Genomic DNA, 16341 nt, shown 5'->3' on the forward strand with positions numbered 1-16341 from the left:
AAGCTCCCTTGCGGGAGCTTCTCTTATGTATTCTGGCGGAGAGGGTGGGATTCGAACCCACGGTACGATTTAACGTACGCTTGATTTCGAGTCAAGTACATTCGACCACTCTGCCACCTCTCCGTTTACTGCGGTCTATTCATTCAAACTGGCGTGCCGGTTTGAACGAGGCGCTATTTTAGCATGGGTGTTGTTGGGTTGGGTAGGGGTTTTATTGGCGATTTGCAACTGAGGGCTGGCCGCCAAACCGAGAAACCAATTGGGCGATTCGGAGAGCCCCGCGCAAATATGCGCGGGGCTTCGAATCCCACGCGTACGCCCCGCAGGGGGCGTACTCCTTTCCGCCGGCACAAATAAAAAAAGCTCCCTTGCGGGAGCTTTCTCTATTTGTTCTGGCGGAGAGGGTGGGATTCGAACCCACGGTACGATTTAACGTACGCTTGATTTCGAGTCAAGTACATTCGACCACTCTGCCACCTCTCCATTTACTGCGGTCTTTTCCTGCATTGCTGCGGGAAGGCAAGATTATAGCAGCCCGCGACAAAAAGAAAAGGACTATTTTTAAGCCTTCAGATGCGTCAGGCCGCCCATATACGGACGCAGCACGGCCGGGATCTCGACGCTGCCGTCTGCTTGCTGGTAGTTTTCCAGCACGGCGACCAGGGTGCGGCCCACTGCCAGGCCGGAGCCGTTCAGGGTGTGCACCAGTTCCGGCTTGCCGGCGGCGTTGCGGAAACGCGCCTGCATGCGGCGGGCCTGGAAGGCTTCGCAGTTCGACAGGGACGAGATTTCGCGATAGGTGTTTTGCGCCGGCAACCACACTTCCAGGTCGAAGGTTTTGGTGGCACCAAAGCCCATGTCGCCCGTGCACAGCGACATCACGCGGTATGGCAGGCCCAGGCGTTGCAAGATGGCTTCCGCGTGGCCGACCATTTCATCGAGCACCTGGTACGACGTGTCCGGATGCACCACTTGCACCATTTCCACCTTGTCGAACTGGTGCTGGCGGATCATGCCGCGCGTGTCGCGGCCGTAGCTGCCCGCTTCCGAGCGGAAGCATGGCGTGTGGGCCGTCATTTTCAGTGGCAATTGATCGAGCGCCAGGATTTCATCGCGCGCGATATTGGTCAGCGTCACCTCCGAGGTAGGGATCAGGTAGAAGGTCTCGCCCTCGCCTTCCGCGCCACCCTTTTTCACCGAGAACAGATCGGCTTCGAATTTCGGCAACTGGCCCGTGCCGCGCAGCGAATCGGCGTTGACCATGTACGGGGTATAGCATTCCGTGTAGCCGTGCTCGTCCACGTGCGTGTTGAGCATGAACTGCGCCAGCGCGCGGTGCAAACGGGCGATGCCGCCCTTCATGACGGAGAAGCGCGAACCGGTCAGCTTGGTGGCCACTTCGAAGTCCAGACCCAACGGGGCGCCCACGTCGACGTGATCCTTGACTTCGAAGTCGAAGCTGCGCGGCGTGCCGACCTTGCGCACTTCCACGTTGCCCGCTTCGTTTTCGCCCGCTGGCGTCGATTCGTGCGGCAAATTCGGTACGGCCATGATGAAGTCGCTCAGCTTGGCTTGCACCAGGGTCAGCGCTGCTTCATCGGCTTTCAGCTCATCGCCCAGGCCGGCCACTTGCGCCATCACGGCCGAGGTGTCCTCCCCCTTGCCTTTCAACATGCCGATTTGCTTGGACAGCGCATTGCGCTTGCCCTGCAGTTCCTCGGTGCGCGTCTGGATCGCCTTGCGTTCGGCTTCGAGGGCGGTAAAACCGGCCACGTCGAGCGGGAAGTTGCGCGTCGCCAGGCGTTCTGCGACGGTGGCGATGTCTTTACGGAGAAGTTGGATATCTATCATGGGTGGATGGCGGTGCCGATGTATCGAAAGCACTCATTGTACCAAGACCCTGTTCACTTCGATGAGTTTTGCGCACGCTCCACCATCGTCATGGCAGTGTGGCTGGGCACTCGCGCCCGCTATACAACTTGTGTTCAGATAAAGGCGGCTTTTTCGGCAGCGGTGAGGCGGCGGGCGCTGACGGTGACGACAGGCATCGCGCTGTCGGCAGCCTGGGCAATCACGGTGCTGCTGGCGCTCACTTCCACCGTATTCGCGCCGGCGCTGGCGAAGCTGGCGCCGATGGCGATGATGGCGGCGGCGACAAAGGTGATTTCCATGTTTTTCAGTGCGTGCATGATGTGACTCCTGGTTGGTTTGTGTAGTTGACTGCTGCTGGTATGGTGGTACTTTAGCCAACGGCCGCAAACAACGCCACCGGCTTGCGACCAGCGGCGAGAAACAGGGAGCGAACGGTGAAAAACAGGGACTGAAACGCAAAGAATAGTTACAAGGCCTCATGCACCAGGCGGCCCAGGCGGCCAATCGCCTGCTCGATGCGCGGCGTCCACGCATTGCCGCAATTGAGGCGCAGATAATTGCTGAACTTGCCCGACGCCGAGAACAGCTGGCCCGGCATATACGCCACGCCGTCGGCGATGGCCTGGCCATGCAGGGCCAGCGCATCGACTTGCGGCGGCATCTGCACCCACAGCACGAAACCGCCCTGCGGCTCGGACAGCATGCAGTCCGCCGGAAAGCTGGCCGCCACGGCGTCGGACATGCGGGCGATGCGCTGCACCAGAGTACGCCGCATCTTGCGCAACTGCTGGTCGTAGCTGCTGCCTTCCAAAAAATCGGCCAGCACAGCCTGGAAGAAATGGCTGGTGGCGCCGCTCGACACGGTTTTCAGCAAGGCCACTTCCTGCGCGAAGCGCCCGGCCAGCACGTAGCCGACGCGAGACGCGGGCGTAATCGCCTTGGAAAAAGAGGAGCACAGCAGCACATTGCCGCTCGTGTCGTAAGCCTTCACGGGCCACGGACGCTGCGGCGCAAAGCACAGGTCGCCATATACATCATCTTCCACCAGCGGAATATTGAATTCCGACAGCAGTCCCGCCAGCCGCTTCTTGTTGGCTTCCGGCATGACGCAGCCGAGCGGATTGTTGGCGTTCGGCACGAACAGACACGCTTGCACGAGGCCGGCGCGCAAGGCCAGCTCCAGCGCATCGAGCGACGGCCCCGTCTTCGGGTCGGTGGGAATTTCCAGCGCCTTCATGCCCAGACTTTCTATCATCTGCAGCAGCACGAAATACGTGGCCGACTCGATGGCGATGGTGTCGCCCGGCTTGGCCACGGCGCGCAGGCACAGGCTGATCGCTTCCGTGCAGGAATTCGTCACGACGATCTCGTGCAGGTCCAGCTTGCCCCAGTCCAGCGCGCGGCGCGTCACCTGGCGCAAGAAATTGCCTTCGCTGACGTCGTAGCAGCTGACCTTGCTCAACAAGGCGGGCTCGCGCCGCGCCACCGCGCTGATGGTGCGCTGCATGCGCTTGACGGGCAGTATCTCATCGGGCGGCCAGGCCGTGCCCAGCTGCACGATATTCGCCGTTTCATTGTCCTTCAGCACGCGCATGAGCAGATTATTGATGCCGACAAAGGCCGGCTCCTTCAAGTGCTGGGCGTCGGCACTGCAGGGACGGCGCGGCGCCCGGTGGCGCACGAAATAGCCGGACTGGGGCCGCGCATCGACCTGCCCGCGGTCTTCCATCAGGCGCAAGGCTTGCATCACCGTACTGACAGAAATGCGCTTTTGCTGCGCCAGGTGGCGGATCGATGGCAGGCGGTCGCCGGGCGCGAACACGCGCGAGTCGATCAAGGCGCCCAGCTCGTTGGCCAGGTGCTCGTACAGATTCAAATGCGCGCTCATGTTCATCCCTTCAGTATGCGGCTGCCGCGCGCGGCCCGCACAGATACAGTTGCCCGATTTTTTGACAAGCACAGTGTACGGCAAGGGGCACTGTATGCATCACAATTTCGTTTTCCTGCATCTGTCATGGTTTGCAGCAAGGGCCTAAGCTGTTCCTGTCAGCACAACAGGAGCGATGCCATGCATACCGACCACGAATTACGCAGCGAACGGCCCTTGCGCCTGGAAAAAGCGCACGCCAGGGTCATCGAATGCCTGTCCGGCATGGCCTGGATCACGGCCTACGCCCAGTTCGAGGATTGCGTGCTGCGCAGCGGCGAACGCTACACGATACCGAATGACGGCCTGGTGCTGGTCGAAGCCGTGGGTAGCGGACGCATCCGCGTGCATGGGACCGCCGCACCCCGCCCCACCCTGCTGCGCTGGCTGCATCGGCACCGCCCTCAAACATTAATCACAAGGAATACATGATTCAAGCACCACCACTGCGCGTCCTCGTCACGGGCGCCGCCGGCATCATCGGCACCGCTTTCTGGAAGCGCCGGCACGGGGAATTCTCCCTGCGCCTGGCCGACCTGCAGACAGGCAAGCTGGCCGAAGCGCCCTGCCCGTCCATGCAGCTCGACGTGAGCGACTACGCCGCCTGCCTGGCCGCCTGCGCCGGCATCGACGTGGTGCTGCACCTGGCCGGCGTGCCGCACGCCAGCGCCGATTTCGATGCGCAATTGCTGCAGCCGAACATCATCGGCACGCACAACATCTTCCGCGCGGCACAGGCACAGGGAGTGAAAAGAGTGGTGTTTGCCAGCAGCGCGCAAGCCATCGAGGGCTATCCGCTCGATATGCAAGTGCATGAGCACATGCCGGCCCGGCCGGCCAACATGTATGGCGCCAGCAAGGCCTTTGGCGAAGGCGTGGCCTCCGCGTTCGCGCACCAGCATGGCATGACGGCGATCGCCGTGCGCATCGCCAACGTGGCCCACTTTGCGCCAGGTCAACAGCACAGCGCGCGCGACATCGCCGCCTTCATCAGCGAACGCGACGTGGTGCAGCTACTGGCCCGCTGCGTGGCGGCGGACGTGGCGCCCGGCTACCACGTCGTGCATGGCGTGTCGGACAACCGCTACAAACGGCTGTCGATCGCGGCGACGCGCCAACTGGTCGGCTACGCGCCGCAGGATGACGGTTTTAGCTTGCTGGGCTTGTAATTCAGCCCTTGCCGGCTGGTTTTCCTGCTTTCCTGTCCAGCTCGCGCAGCCAGGCCAGTTTATCGGCAATTTTACTTTCCAGGCCACGCGGCACGGGCTGGTACCAGCCTGGTTCGGCCATGCCGTCCGGGAAGTAGGTTTCGCCGGCCGCGTAAGCGTCCGGCTCATCGTGCGCGTAGCGATAGGCGTGACCGTAGCCGAGTTCCTTCATCAGTTTCGTCGGCGCATTGCGCAAGTGCACGGGTACTTCCTTCGATTTATCCTTCTTCACAAACGCCATGGCCGTGTTAAACGCGTTGTAGCCGGCATTGCTTTTCGCGGCAATCGCCAGGTAGATCACGGCCTGGCCCAGCGCCAGTTCGCCTTCGGGCGAACCCAGGCGTTCATAGGTTGCCGCTGCGTCGTTGGCCATGGTCAGCGCGCGCGGGTCGGCCAGGCCGATGTCTTCCCAGGCCATGCGCACGATGCGCCGCGACAAGTAGCGCGGGTCGGCGCCGCCATCGATCATGCGGCAAAACCAGTACAGGGCCGCATCCGGGTTCGAGCCGCGCACGGATTTATGCAACGCGGAAATCTGGTCATAGAAATTGTCGCCACCCTTGTCGAAGCGCCGCGAGTTCAGGGTCAGCGCATTGTCGACGAAGGCCGCATCAATCTTCGTCGTCCCCGTCGAGCTGGCGGCCGTCTCGGCCTGTTCCAGTAAATTCAGGAAACGCCGCGCATCGCCGTCCGCGTAGCCGATCAGGGTGTCGGCGGCCGCCTCGTCAAAGGTCAAGTGCGTCAGCGCCGTGGACTGCGCCTTGGCCAGCAGCAGCTTCATCTCGTCTTCGTTGAGCGATTTCAATACATACACTTGCGCGCGCGACAACAGCGCCGAATTGACCTCGAAGCTGGGGTTTTCCGTCGTCGCGCCAACGAACGTCACGAGGCCCGATTCGACGAAGGGCAACAAGGCATCCTGTTGCGACTTGTTGAACCTGTGGATCTCGTCGACGAACAATAAAGTATGCTTGCCAAACTGGTCCAGGCTGTGGCGCGCCTGGTCCATGGCCGCGCGAATATCTTTCACGCCCGCAAACACGGCCGACAAGGCGATGAATTCGCTGTCGAACGCGTTCGCCATCAGGCGCGCCAGCGTCGTCTTGCCCACGCCGGGCGGCCCCCATAAAATCATCGAATGGGCCTTGCCCGCCTCGAAAGCGAGACGCAGCGGCTTGCCCACGCCCAACAAATGCGTCTGGCCGATGACTTCGTTGAGAGTGCTCGGCCGCAAGGCTTCGGCCAGCGGCTGGCGCGGTGCGGTGGAAAAGAGATCCGCCATAATATTTACCGGGTAAGAATGCAAAGGCCCCGCATCGCTGCGAGGCCGGTCAACAACAGGAGTTCAATAATCAATTATTGATGACATCCGCGCCCTTGGGCATGACAAATTTAAAGTGATTGGCAGACAAAGCCGGATTTTTCTGGAAATTCTTGAACGCCAGCACCGACGTCTGCCCGAACGAATCGCGCAATTCCATCGCTTCCGGCACGCCATTGCGCAGGCCGATGGTGATTTCGTCGAAGGTCGTGTCCTTGGCTTTCGGCGTGGCTTTCAGCCATTCCAGGCCATCGCGCGTGCCCGCTTCGGCCAGGGTGAAATTCTTTTCCAGATCGTTGCTGCCGAACAAGATGGCGGCCGGCGAGGAACCGAGCGCGTCGCCCAGTTTCTTGACCGTCACCTGGCTCAAATCCTTGTCGTAGATATACAGCTTGTCACCGTCCGCTTGCAGCAATTGCTCGTACGGTTTCAGATAAGTCCAGATGAACTTGCCTGGACGGGCGAATTCAAACGTGCCGCTGGCGGGGGTCGATACTTTCGCCTTGCCGCTGGCGTCCGCCTTCTTGACTTGCCGCTGCACGAACTCGCCCTTGGCCGACTTGGTGCCGGCGGCAAAGCTCTTGAACTGCTCCAGCGCGCTGGCCGAGGCGCTGGCCGCGAACAGCAGGCTGCAGGCGACGCTGGCCGCGCCGATGATCATTTTTGTTGCGAAAGTCGTATTCTTCATTCTGTTTACCCTTGTTCACTACTCGCCGCCGGCACCAGGATTTCCCGGTTGCCATTGGATTGCATGGTTGATACCACCCCGCTCTGCTCCATCTGCTCGAGCAGACGGGCGGCGCGGTTGTAGCCGATGCGCAAATGACGCTGCACCAGCGAAATCGAGGCGCGGCGGTTTTTCAGCACCACCGCCACCGCCTGGTCGTACAGGGCATCGGCCTCGCCGCCACCCTCGCCCGGCGCGCCGCCTTCGGCGCCATCGCCTTCCAGGGTGCCGCCTTCGAGGATGCCATCGATGTAATTCGGTTCGCCCTGCAGCTTCAGATAGCTGACAACGCGGTGGACTTCTTCATCGGACACAAACGCGCCGTGCACGCGCATCGGCAAGCCGGTGCCGGGCGGCATGTACAGCATGTCGCCCATGCCCAGCAAGGCTTCCGCACCCATCTGGTCCAGGATCGTGCGCGAGTCGATCTTCGACGAGACCTGGAAGGCGATACGCGTGGGGATGTTCGCCTTGATCAAGCCCGTGATCACGTCTACAGATGGGCGCTGCGTGGCCAGAATCAAGTGCAAACCGGCAGCGCGCGCCTTTTGCGCGATACGCGCGATCAATTCCTCGACTTTTTTGCCCACCACCATCATCAAGTCGGCCAGCTCGTCGATGATGATGACGATGGTCGGCAGTTTATCCAGCGGCTCGGGCGAATCGGGCGTCAGGCTGAACGGATTCGGAATATGTTCTTCGCGCTTTTTCGCGTCGGCGATCTTCGCGTTGTAGCCGGCCAGGTTACGCACGCCCATCTTGCTCATCAGCTTGTAGCGGCGTTCCATCTCGTTCACGGCCCAGTTCAGCGCGTGGCCCGCCTGGCGCATGTCGGTCACGACGGGCGCCAGCAAGTGCGGAATGCCTTCGTAGACGGACATTTCCAGCATCTTCGGATCGATCAGAATCAGGCGCACGTCGAGCGGGTCGGATTTGTACAGCAGCGACAAAATCGTCGCATTGATGCCCACGGATTTACCGGAACCGGTGGTACCGGCCACCAGCAAGTGCGGCATCTTGGCCAGATCGGCCACGACGGGCTTGCCGGCGATATCCTTGCCCAGCGCAATCGTCAGGCTGGACACGCCATCGTTGTAGACCTTGGAACCGAGGATTTCCGTCAGGCGCACGATCTGGCGCTTGCTGTTCGGCAATTCCAGTGCCATGTAGTTCTTGCCGGGAATGGTTTCCACCACACGAATCGACGTCAACGACAGCGAACGGGCCAGGTCGCGCGCCAGGCCCACGATCTGGCTGCCTTTGACGCCCGTGGCCGGCTCGATTTCATAGCGCGTCACCACAGGGCCGGGGTAAGCGACCACTACCTTGGCATCCACGCCAAAGTCCGACAATTTCTTTTCGATCAGGCGGCTCGTAAATTCCAAGGTTTCCACGGAAACCGTTTCCACCACGGGTGGCGCCTCGTCGAGCAGCGACAGCGGCGGCAATTTGCCGTCGCCGGGGGTTTCAAACAGATGCGCCTGGCGCTCCTTTTCCACGCGCTCCGATTTCACCACGGTCACCACCTGCGGCTCGATCTTCACGGGCGGCGCGGCCACATGCTTTTCCACGTGCTTGGCCCGTTCGATGACCACCACTTCGTCGCGGCGCACGGCGGCCACTTCGCCCTGGCGGCGGTCTTCGCGGTCCTGGTAGCGCAGCACGAACCAGTTGAAAACGTCTTCGATGGCGCCGCCGATGCGCTCGGCCACTTGCAACCAGGAGACGTGGAAGAACAGGCTGAAACCCAGGCCGAACAGCAGCAGCAACAGCAAGGTGGCGCCGGTGAAGCCGAAGGCCACGTGGGCCGAGTGGCCCACCAGCTGGCCCAGCACGCCGCCCGGCTCGCGCGGCAGCTGCACGTGCAGGCTTTTCGCCATGCGCAGGTATTCCAGGCCCATGCTGCCGATCAGCATGATGGAGAAGCCGACGATGCGGATCAGCATCTCGACATGGTGCTCGCGCTCCACCTCTTCCTCTTCCAGCAGGAAGCGCTTGCTCAGGCGGCGATAGCCATTCCATACCGTGCGCAGCAGCCAGACGCACCACCACCAGGCGGAAAAGCCGAAGATATACAGCAACAAATCGGAGAAGGTCGCACCCAGCTTGCCGCCCAGGTTGGCCACCTTGTCGACGGAGGTCGCATGCGACCAGCCCGGATCGAGCTTGTTGAAGCTGGCCAGTATCAGCACGAAATACAGGGCAAACGCGGCCAGCGCGAACCAGCGCGCCTCGGACAGCAGCCGCACCAGCCGGTTCGGCAGAGGCCGGCGTTCGACCGGTTTTCGGGTGTAGCTATTTTGATTGGCCTGGGCTGGTTTAGTCATTCTGGGAAGCGCTGCAAGGTGGTAAATGTTTCTGAAAGGGAATTTCCCATAATAAGGAAGTATTCTAAGCCATATATGCCCCGGACGGCCCCACGATTCGTCGCCACAGGCGGCTTGGTCTATAATCTTGGATTGCTTGCGCAAGCGCAATACGTCCTTGTTCTTCGCGCGTATGCCCCCAATTCGGACAGACCCCACTCATAGAGAAGCCTCCCATGACCACTACCAAACACGCCCGCGTTTTGATCCTCGGCTCCGGCCCAGCCGGCTACAGCGCCGCCGTCTACGCCGCCCGCGCCAACCTGAACCCGATGCTGGTCACCGGCGTGGAACAAGGCGGCCAGTTGATGACCACCACGGACGTGGAAAACTGGCCCGGCGACCCGATGGGCGTGCAAGGTCCGGACCTGATGCAGCGCTTGTTGCAGCACGCCGAGCGTTTCAATACGGAAATCGTGTTTGACCATATCCACACCACCTTCCTCAACGAAAAGCCGATCCGCCTGAAGGGCGACAGCCACGAATACACCTGCGACACGCTGATCATCGCCACGGGCGCATCCGCGCAATATCTGGGCCTACCATCCGAAGCGCACTTCATGGGCAAGGGCGTGTCCGCCTGCGCCACCTGCGATGGCTTCTTCTACCGCAACCAGGAAGTGGCCGTCGTTGGCGGCGGCAACACGGCCGTCGAGGAAGCGCTGTACCTGTCGAACATCGCCAATAAAGTCACACTGATCCACCGCCGCGACAAGTTCCGCGCCGAAGCGATTTTGATCGACCGCCTGAACGCCAAGGTGGCCGAAGGCAAGATCGTGTTGAAATATAACCACACCCTGGATGAAGTGACGGGCAACGACAGCGGCGTGACTGGCTTGAACATCAAGTCGACCATCGACGGCAAGGTCGAAGCGCTCTCCGTGCACGGCGTGTTCATCGCCATTGGCCACAAGCCGAACACGGGCATCTTCGAAGGCCAGCTGGACATGCACAACGGCTACATCAAGACCAAGACGGGCCTGGAAGGCATGGCCACCGCCACCAGCGCGCCGGGCGTGTTCGCCGCCGGCGACGTGCAAGACCATATCTACCGCCAGGCCATCACCAGCGCCGGCACGGGTTGCATGGCAGCACTGGATGCCCAGCGCTACCTGGAAGGCCAGGAGTAAGCGTCGCATGGCGTCGATGAAAGACTTTGCCGACCTGAAAGCGGTCAGCAAGCAGCTCAAGGAGCAGGCCGATGCGCGCGCGCAAGCCGCGGCTGAGCGCGCCCAGCAGGTCAAGGTGCAAGCCGTGGAAAGCAATCTGTTCAAGGCCAGCATCGGCGGCGTCAAGCGTCTGCCCGAGTCGGACCGCTACGTGCCCAGCGTGCCCAAGGCGGGCGCCATGGCGGCCCAGCAGCCGGCACGCAAGCTCACGCCAGAAGAGGACGCTGCGGCCGTGCTGCGCGAGTCGCTGTCGGACTTGTTCGAGGTCGACCATTATCTGGAAAACGATCCGGCCCTGAACTACGCCCGCCCCGGCGTGGGACCGGACGTGGTCAAGAAGATGCGCAAGGGCCACTGGCCCATCCAGGATGAGCTGGACTTGCACGGCTTGCGCCGCGACGAGGCGCGCGACGGCATCGGCGCCTTCTTGAACCAGGCGACGCGGCGCAAGCTGCGCTGTGTGCGCGTGATCCATGGCAAGGGTTTTGGCTCGAAAGGCCAGGAACCGGTCTTGAAATCGATGGTGCACAGCTGGCTCGTGCAAAAGGATGAAGTCATCGCCTTTTGCCAGGCGCGCCGTTCCGAAGGGGGCGATGGGGCGCTGGTGGTCTTGCTTTCTTCCGCGCTGCAACCCATCCGCTGAGCTTGCCAGCAAGAAATCACAATTCAGTCACAAGTTACACCCTGCACACGGCCCCGTTTGTCACCATTCGGGGCCGTGTCATGTTAACCTGTGACAATTATTTCCTGCTCAAGCGCTCCACCCATGATGCCACCCCAACTACCGCCTGGCTCGCTGATCAAGATCATCGAGGTCATCGCCATCCTGGTGGGTGCGTTTTCCGGTTTCATCGAAGCGCGCCGCAAGCGCATGGACCTGGTCGGCGTGTTTGTCGTGGCCTTCATCACGGCGTTCGGCGGCGGCACCCTGCGCGACATCCTGCTCGACAAGCGGCCCCTGTTCTGGGTCTCGCACCAGGAATACGCGATTCTGATTTTTGTGCTGGCCCTGACGGCCGCGCCCCTGATCCAGCATTTGCGCCAGATCGTCTCGGAACGCCTGATCGTCATCGCCGACGCCATCGGCCTGGGCATGTTCGCCATCGCGGGCGTGGCCGAAGCGATGCGCGCCGGCATGCCGATCTTTATCGCCTCGATGATGGGGGTGATTACGGGGATTTTTGGTGGCGTGATGCGCGACATCGTCTGCAACGAAGTGCCGATGGTGTTTCGCGACGGCAAACCGTACGCCATCTGCGCCTTTTTCGGCTGCTGGGCTTATTTATTGCAAATGCACTTCGGCGCCCAGCACGACTTCGCGCTGTGGACCAGCGCCAGCGGTATCACGATACTGCGCCTGATATGCTGGAAATTCGACATGCGCTTGGGGCGCTGAAGGTCAGCGGCCCAAGCTGAAACACTTACACCGCGTCCGGCCCCGTTTCACCCGTGCGGATGCGGATGACCTGCTCCACGTCGCGCACGAAGATCTTGCCATCGCCGATCTTGCCCGTACGGGCCGCCTTGATGATGGCGTCGACCACCAGTTCGGACACGCTGTCGTCCACCACCACTTCCACTTTGACTTTCGGCAAGAAGTCGACCACGTACTCGGCGCCACGGTACAGCTCGGTATGGCCCTTCTGGCGGCCAAATCCCTTCACTTCCGTCACGGTCAAGCCCGTCACGTTCACATCGGCCAGGGCCTCGCGTACTTCGTCGAGCTTGAATGGTTTGATGATGGCGGTAATCTGTTTCATGGCTTTCTCCTTATTGGTAATCGTCAGTTCTTCATTAGCTGGCTTAACGGGACCCCGCAAAACCGTAGCGAGCAAGTTCAATACCGGGTTGAGTAGCGGAGCCGTACTTTAGTACGGTGAGCAACGGATGCCCGGTAGTGAGCTGCGCAGTAGGTTTGGCGGGGTTCCCCACGTTATTCGTAGAATTTCGAGGTAATCGGGTAGCGCCAGTCGCGGCCGAAGCCACGGTGCGTGACGCGGATGCCCACCGGCGACTGGCGCCGCTTGTATTCATTGATCTTGATCAGGCGTGTGACCCGGGCCACATCGGCCGGCGGGTAGCCAGCCTCGATAATCTCGGCGATCGGCCGGTTTTCTTCCATGTACAGCTGCATGATGCCGTCGAGTACGTCATACGGCGGCAAGGAATCCTGGTCCAGCTGGTCGGCGCGCAACTCGGCCGATGGTCCGCGCGTCAGGATGCGCTCGGGAATCACGCTTGAGATACTGTTGCGCCAGGCGCACAAACGGTACACCAGCGTCTTGGCGATATCCTTGATGACGGCAAAGCCGCCCGCCATGTCGCCGTACAGGGTGCAATAGCCGACCGCCATCTCGCTCTTGTTACCCGTCGTCAGCACGATACTGCCATGCTTGTTCGACAGGGCCATCAGCAAGGTGCCGCGGATGCGCGCCTGGATGTTCTCTTCCGTCGCGTCTTCCGCCAGCCCCGCAAATTCGGTAGCCAAAGTGGCGCGGAAGGCGTCGAAGGTTTGCTTGATCGGAATTTCATCGTAGCGCACATTGAGGCGTTTTACCATGTCGCGCGAATCGATCCACGAGATATCGGCCGTAAATTGCGATGGCATCATGACGGCGCGCACCTTGTCGGCGCCCAGCGCATCGACGGCGATGGCCAGAGTCAGAGCGGAATCGACGCCGCCCGACATGCCGATCAGCACGCCAGGGAAGCCATTCTTGCCGATGTAGTCGCGCACGCCCAGCACCAGCGCCTGGTACACCTGCGCCTCCGTCGTCAACGGCGCGGCCAGGGCCTGCGGCACGGGCGTGGCGCCGTCGAATTCGACCAGCTGCAAGTCTTCCTCGAAATGGCGCAACTGGGCGCAAATGGTGCCGGCCGCGTCCATGACAAACGAGTCGCCGTCAAAAATCAGCTCATCCTGGCCACCGACCAGGTTGGCGTACACGAGTGCCATGCCTTGTGCGCTGACGTTCTTGCGCATGGTTTCATAGCGCAGATGCTGCTTGTTCATGTGGTACGGCGAGCCGTTCGGCACCAGCAACACTTGCGCGCCGGCGGCGCGGGTGCGCATGGGCGCGTGCTCGAACCACGTGTCTTCGCAGATATTGATGCCGAAACGCACGCCCTTCACGCCAAACACGAAAGCCTGGTCCGCCGAGGTGAAATAACGCTTTTCATCGAAAACGGTGGTATTCGGCAAATCGTGCTTGCGGTAGGTGCCCAGTACTTCACCGTTCAGCAGCACGGAGGCGGCGTTGTGGCGCACGCCCTTCTCGTCCTGCAGGGGCAAGCCCACCACCACATGCAAATCCTTGAACTGGGCCAGGTCCGCGGCCAGCCCCGCAAACGCTTCCTGCGTTTTTGCGTAGAATGCATTGCGCAGTAATAAGTCCTCGGGTGGATAGCCGACCAGCGACAGTTCCGGCGTGAGCACGATATCGGCACCCGCGTCAAATGCGCGGCGGGAAAGGTCGAAGATCTTGGCACGGTTGCCGGCCAGATCGCCGACCGTACTATTCATTTGAGCAATTGCGACTTTGACTGTCATGATGATGATGGATATTTTCGTTCTATTAAACAAGACAGGGGCGCGCAGGCCGACGGCGGCGCCCCGAGAGTGATGAATGCACACTACAACAATGAATTATCGCACGGCTATCGTCACTACCCTGGCTGAAATTGGCGAAGCGGCCTGGTCTGAACTGCTGGCCAGCCAGGCGGACGCCACTCCCTTCCTTTCCTACGCCTTCCTGCACGCGCTGCACGAGTCCGGCTGCGCCAGCGCGGACACGGGCTGGCAGCCGAATTACCTGGTGCTGTGGCAAGGCGATGTGCTGGCCGCCGCCCTGCCCCTGTACCTGAAGCTGCACTCGTATGGCGAATACGTGTTCGACTGGGCCTGGGCCGAGGCGTATCAGCAACATGGCCTGGAATATTACCCGAAGCTGTTGTCCGCGATCCCGTTTACGCCCGTGAGCGGCACGCGCTTGCTGGCCCGCGATGGCCAGGCGCGCGCGGCCCTGCTGGCCTTCCTGCAGACGCAGCAGCAAGCGGCCGAAGTGTCGTCCTGCCACATCCTGTTCCCGCCGGAAAGCGAAGCGCGCCAGTTGGAAGAAGCCGGCTACCTGATGCGTAGTGGCGTGCAATTTCACTGGCTCAATCCCGGCTACACGGATTTCGAACAATTCCTCGCCACACTGGAACACAAGAAACGCAAGAATATCCGCGCCGAGCGGCGCAAGGTACAGGAAGCGGGCGTGACCCTGCGCCAAGTATGCGGCGTCGATGCTGTTGATGCCGACTGGAAACTCTTCCACCGCTGCTACAGCAATACCTATGCGGAACACCGCTCGTCGCCGTACTTAAGCCTGGAGTTCTTCCAGCGCATCGGTGCCAGCATGCCGCAGAACATTTTATTGGTGATCGCCGAGCGCGAAGGCCGGGCCATTGCCGCCTCGCTGGTGATCTATACAAAGGACACCCTGTATGGCCGCTACTGGGGCGCGCTCGAGCATGTGCCCTGCTTGCATTTCGAGACGGCCTACTACCAGCCGCTGGAGTTTTGCATCGCCAATGGCATCGCCACCTTCGAAGGGGGCGCCCAGGGCGAGCACAAGATGGCGCGGGGCTTCCTGCCGCAAAAGACCTGGTCCGCCCACTGGCTGGCGCACCAGGCCTTTGCCGACGCCGTGCAGCGCTTCCTCGAGCGCGAACGGGGCGGCATCGATGCCTACCTCGATGAATTGAACGAACACAGCCCGTTTCGCGGCTAGAAAAATAAAAACGCTCCCGGCCATGGCTGGCGGGGAGCGTTTTGAACGGTGGGCGGCAGTGAAGCGCCCCGTTATTTATGCTTTTTCAGCATCTTTCTTGAACGCGGCGACGCCGTTCAGGATTTCTTCCTTGGCCACGTCAGGGCCATACCAGCCGTCGATCTTGACCCATTTGCCTTTTTCCAGATCTTTGTAGTGCTCGAAGAAATGCTGGATCTGGCGCAAACGCAGTTCGTTCAAATCTTCCGGCTTTTGCCAGTGGCTGTAGATCGACAGGACCTTGTCGACTGGCACGGCCAGCACTTTCGCGTCTTCGCCCGACTCGTCGGTCATTTTCAGCACGCCGATAGGACGGCAGCGCACGACCACGCCCGGGATCAGCGGGAACGGGGTGATGACCAGCACGTCAACCGGGTCGCCATCCGGCGACAGGGTGTTCGGCACGTAGCCGTAGTTGCACGGGTAATGCATGGCGGTACCCATGAAGCGATCGACGAAGATCGCGCCGCTTTCCTTGTCGACTTCGTACTTGATCGGATCGGCATTCATCGGGATTTCGATGACGACGTTGAAATCGTTCGGCAGGTCGCGGCCGGAAGAGACGTTATTCAAACTCATGGGGTTCCTCATTAGCGGATTGTGTTTTAACCGCGTAATTATAGCGAAGTACAGGCGGCTTGTGCGATGCAGCAGCGGCCTGCCGGCGTTTTGCGCATCCAGCCAACAACAGTGACATGCACGGCCCGCCAGCGTGCGCAGCCTGCCTCAGAGAAAATAAACAGACCATCGACAATAATAAGTATAAACACTTAAGTAATACTACCACCACCCTGAGTTAATGCCGTTTGATTATCTGTCTATTTTCATTTCAATATCACCACTCCACCAGCATGGTTATGCTGATCGACATTGCATTTTTTGCAGCCACTTATAACAACAGCTTTATTATCTTTCATCCCACGACACATCGGCATTA

15 protein-coding genes and 2 tRNA genes are annotated in these 16341 nt (G+C 60.8%); 6 read left to right on the forward strand and 11 right to left on the reverse strand.

The genetic code is table 11. The annotated features are described in order from the left end of the window. Positions 1 to 33: 33 nt before the first annotated feature. The 5 genes from O0882_RS20300 to O0882_RS20320 all read right to left on the reverse strand — a co-directional run bounded on the left by O0882_RS20300 (position 34) and on the right by O0882_RS20320 (position 3760). Positions 34 to 123: transfer RNA gene (locus O0882_RS20300), tRNA-Ser, on the reverse strand. Positions 124 to 393: 270 nt separating this feature from the next. Continuing rightward, positions 394 to 483, reverse strand: a tRNA-Ser gene (locus tag O0882_RS20305). Between the two features lie 78 nt (positions 484 to 561). Continuing rightward, positions 562 to 1851, reverse strand: a complete 1290-nt coding sequence (gene serS, locus O0882_RS20310) for a serine--tRNA ligase (protein ID WP_289950887.1) — start codon at positions 1849 to 1851, stop codon at positions 562 to 564. Between the two features lie 134 nt (positions 1852 to 1985). Next, positions 1986 to 2189: a hypothetical protein gene (locus tag O0882_RS20315; RefSeq protein ID WP_289950889.1), complete on the reverse strand. Its 204-nt coding sequence runs from the start codon at positions 2187 to 2189 to the stop codon at positions 1986 to 1988. Between the two features lie 149 nt (positions 2190 to 2338). After that, on the reverse strand, positions 2339 to 3760 hold the full coding sequence (locus tag O0882_RS20320) for a PLP-dependent aminotransferase family protein (RefSeq protein WP_289950891.1): 1422 nt from the start codon (positions 3758 to 3760) through the stop codon (positions 2339 to 2341). A 180-nt stretch (positions 3761 to 3940) separates the two neighbouring features. On the opposite strand from O0882_RS20320, the gene O0882_RS20325 reads away from it, so the two are divergent. Then, complete coding sequence (locus O0882_RS20325; protein WP_289950893.1) at positions 3941 to 4231, forward strand: DUF2917 domain-containing protein; 291 nt, start codon at positions 3941 to 3943, stop codon at positions 4229 to 4231. Next, the gene (locus O0882_RS20330) at positions 4228 to 4968 is read left to right on the forward strand and encodes an NAD(P)-dependent oxidoreductase (protein ID WP_289950895.1); all 741 of its coding nucleotides are present in this window, start codon (positions 4228 to 4230) and stop codon (positions 4966 to 4968) included. The genes O0882_RS20325 and O0882_RS20330 overlap by 4 nt, the downstream gene beginning before the upstream one ends. Position 4969: 1 nt before the next feature. Here the strand turns inward: O0882_RS20330 and O0882_RS20335 are convergent, their stop codons facing one another. From O0882_RS20335 to O0882_RS20345, 3 genes are all read right to left on the reverse strand, one after another. Next, positions 4970 to 6289, reverse strand: coding sequence for a replication-associated recombination protein A (locus O0882_RS20335; RefSeq protein ID WP_289950896.1), 1320 nt, complete (start codon positions 6287 to 6289; stop codon positions 4970 to 4972). A gap of 70 nt (positions 6290 to 6359) precedes the next feature. Next, entirely contained in the window at positions 6360 to 7016 is a 657-nt protein-coding gene (gene lolA, locus O0882_RS20340; RefSeq protein WP_257224860.1) for an outer membrane lipoprotein chaperone LolA, read from the reverse strand. Positions 7017 to 7021: 5 nt separating this feature from the next. Further along, entirely contained in the window at positions 7022 to 9382 is a 2361-nt protein-coding gene (locus tag O0882_RS20345; protein ID WP_289950903.1) for a DNA translocase FtsK, read from the reverse strand. Positions 9383 to 9597: 215 nt separating this feature from the next. On the opposite strand from O0882_RS20345, the gene trxB reads away from it, so the two are divergent. The 3 genes from trxB (at position 9598) to O0882_RS20360 (ending at position 11986) form a co-directional block, all read left to right on the forward strand. Beyond that, complete coding sequence (gene trxB / locus O0882_RS20350; RefSeq protein ID WP_096234654.1) at positions 9598 to 10551, forward strand: thioredoxin-disulfide reductase; 954 nt, start codon at positions 9598 to 9600, stop codon at positions 10549 to 10551. A gap of 7 nt (positions 10552 to 10558) precedes the next feature. After that, a complete protein-coding gene (locus O0882_RS20355) occupies positions 10559 to 11233 on the forward strand; it encodes a Smr/MutS family protein (RefSeq protein WP_289950906.1) in 675 nt (224 codons plus the stop codon). Positions 11234 to 11356: 123 nt separating this feature from the next. Continuing rightward, positions 11357 to 11986: a trimeric intracellular cation channel family protein gene (locus O0882_RS20360; protein WP_071078511.1), complete on the forward strand. Its 630-nt coding sequence runs from the start codon at positions 11357 to 11359 to the stop codon at positions 11984 to 11986. A gap of 25 nt (positions 11987 to 12011) precedes the next feature. On the opposite strand, the gene O0882_RS20365 is transcribed toward O0882_RS20360, so the two are convergent. Further along, on the reverse strand, positions 12012 to 12350 hold the full coding sequence (locus tag O0882_RS20365) for a P-II family nitrogen regulator (RefSeq protein ID WP_034758685.1): 339 nt from the start codon (positions 12348 to 12350) through the stop codon (positions 12012 to 12014). Between the two features lie 173 nt (positions 12351 to 12523). Continuing rightward, positions 12524 to 14140, reverse strand: coding sequence for an NAD+ synthase (locus tag O0882_RS20370; protein ID WP_289950909.1), 1617 nt, complete (start codon positions 14138 to 14140; stop codon positions 12524 to 12526). Between the two features lie 91 nt (positions 14141 to 14231). Here O0882_RS20370 and O0882_RS20375 point away from each other — a divergent pair, with 91 nt between their 5' ends. Beyond that, complete coding sequence (locus O0882_RS20375) at positions 14232 to 15365, forward strand: GNAT family N-acetyltransferase (RefSeq protein WP_289951234.1); 1134 nt, start codon at positions 14232 to 14234, stop codon at positions 15363 to 15365. 75 nt (positions 15366 to 15440) lie between these two features. Here O0882_RS20375 and ppa read toward each other — a convergent pair whose 3' ends face one another. After that, complete coding sequence (ppa, locus tag O0882_RS20380; protein WP_101480430.1) at positions 15441 to 15983, reverse strand: inorganic diphosphatase; 543 nt, start codon at positions 15981 to 15983, stop codon at positions 15441 to 15443. Positions 15984 to 16341: the final 358 nt, after the last annotated feature.

This window comes from Janthinobacterium sp. SUN073 (genome assembly GCF_030397665.1).
Lineage (GTDB): Bacteria > Pseudomonadota > Gammaproteobacteria > Burkholderiales > Burkholderiaceae_D > Janthinobacterium.

Bases quoted from the DNA above. Each gene is read 5' to 3' on its own strand.
- serS (WP_289950887.1), bottom strand. From the start codon at position 1,851: ATGATAGATATCCAACTTCTCCGTAAAGACATCGCCACCGTCGCAGAA.
- O0882_RS20315 (WP_289950889.1), bottom strand. From the start codon at position 2,189: ATGCACGCACTGAAAAACATGGAAATCACCTTTGTCGCCGCCGCCATC.
- O0882_RS20320 (WP_289950891.1), bottom strand. From the start codon at position 3,760: ATGAGCGCGCATTTGAATCTGTACGAGCACCTGGCCAACGAGCTGGGC.
- O0882_RS20325 (WP_289950893.1), top strand. From the start codon at position 3,941: ATGCATACCGACCACGAATTACGCAGCGAACGGCCCTTGCGCCTGGAA.
- O0882_RS20330 (WP_289950895.1), top strand. From the start codon at position 4,228: ATGATTCAAGCACCACCACTGCGCGTCCTCGTCACGGGCGCCGCCGGC.
- O0882_RS20335 (WP_289950896.1), bottom strand. From the start codon at position 6,289: ATGGCGGATCTCTTTTCCACCGCACCGCGCCAGCCGCTGGCCGAAGCC.
- lolA (WP_257224860.1), bottom strand. From the start codon at position 7,016: ATGAAGAATACGACTTTCGCAACAAAAATGATCATCGGCGCGGCCAGC.
- O0882_RS20345 (WP_289950903.1), bottom strand. From the start codon at position 9,382: ATGACTAAACCAGCCCAGGCCAATCAAAATAGCTACACCCGAAAACCG.
- trxB (WP_096234654.1), top strand. From the start codon at position 9,598: ATGACCACTACCAAACACGCCCGCGTTTTGATCCTCGGCTCCGGCCCA.
- O0882_RS20355 (WP_289950906.1), top strand. From the start codon at position 10,559: ATGGCGTCGATGAAAGACTTTGCCGACCTGAAAGCGGTCAGCAAGCAG.
- O0882_RS20360 (WP_071078511.1), top strand. From the start codon at position 11,357: ATGATGCCACCCCAACTACCGCCTGGCTCGCTGATCAAGATCATCGAG.
- O0882_RS20365 (WP_034758685.1), bottom strand. From the start codon at position 12,350: ATGAAACAGATTACCGCCATCATCAAACCATTCAAGCTCGACGAAGTA.
- O0882_RS20370 (WP_289950909.1), bottom strand. From the start codon at position 14,140: ATGACAGTCAAAGTCGCAATTGCTCAAATGAATAGTACGGTCGGCGAT.
- O0882_RS20375 (WP_289951234.1), top strand. From the start codon at position 14,232: ATGAATTATCGCACGGCTATCGTCACTACCCTGGCTGAAATTGGCGAA.
- ppa (WP_101480430.1), bottom strand. From the start codon at position 15,983: ATGAGTTTGAATAACGTCTCTTCCGGCCGCGACCTGCCGAACGATTTC.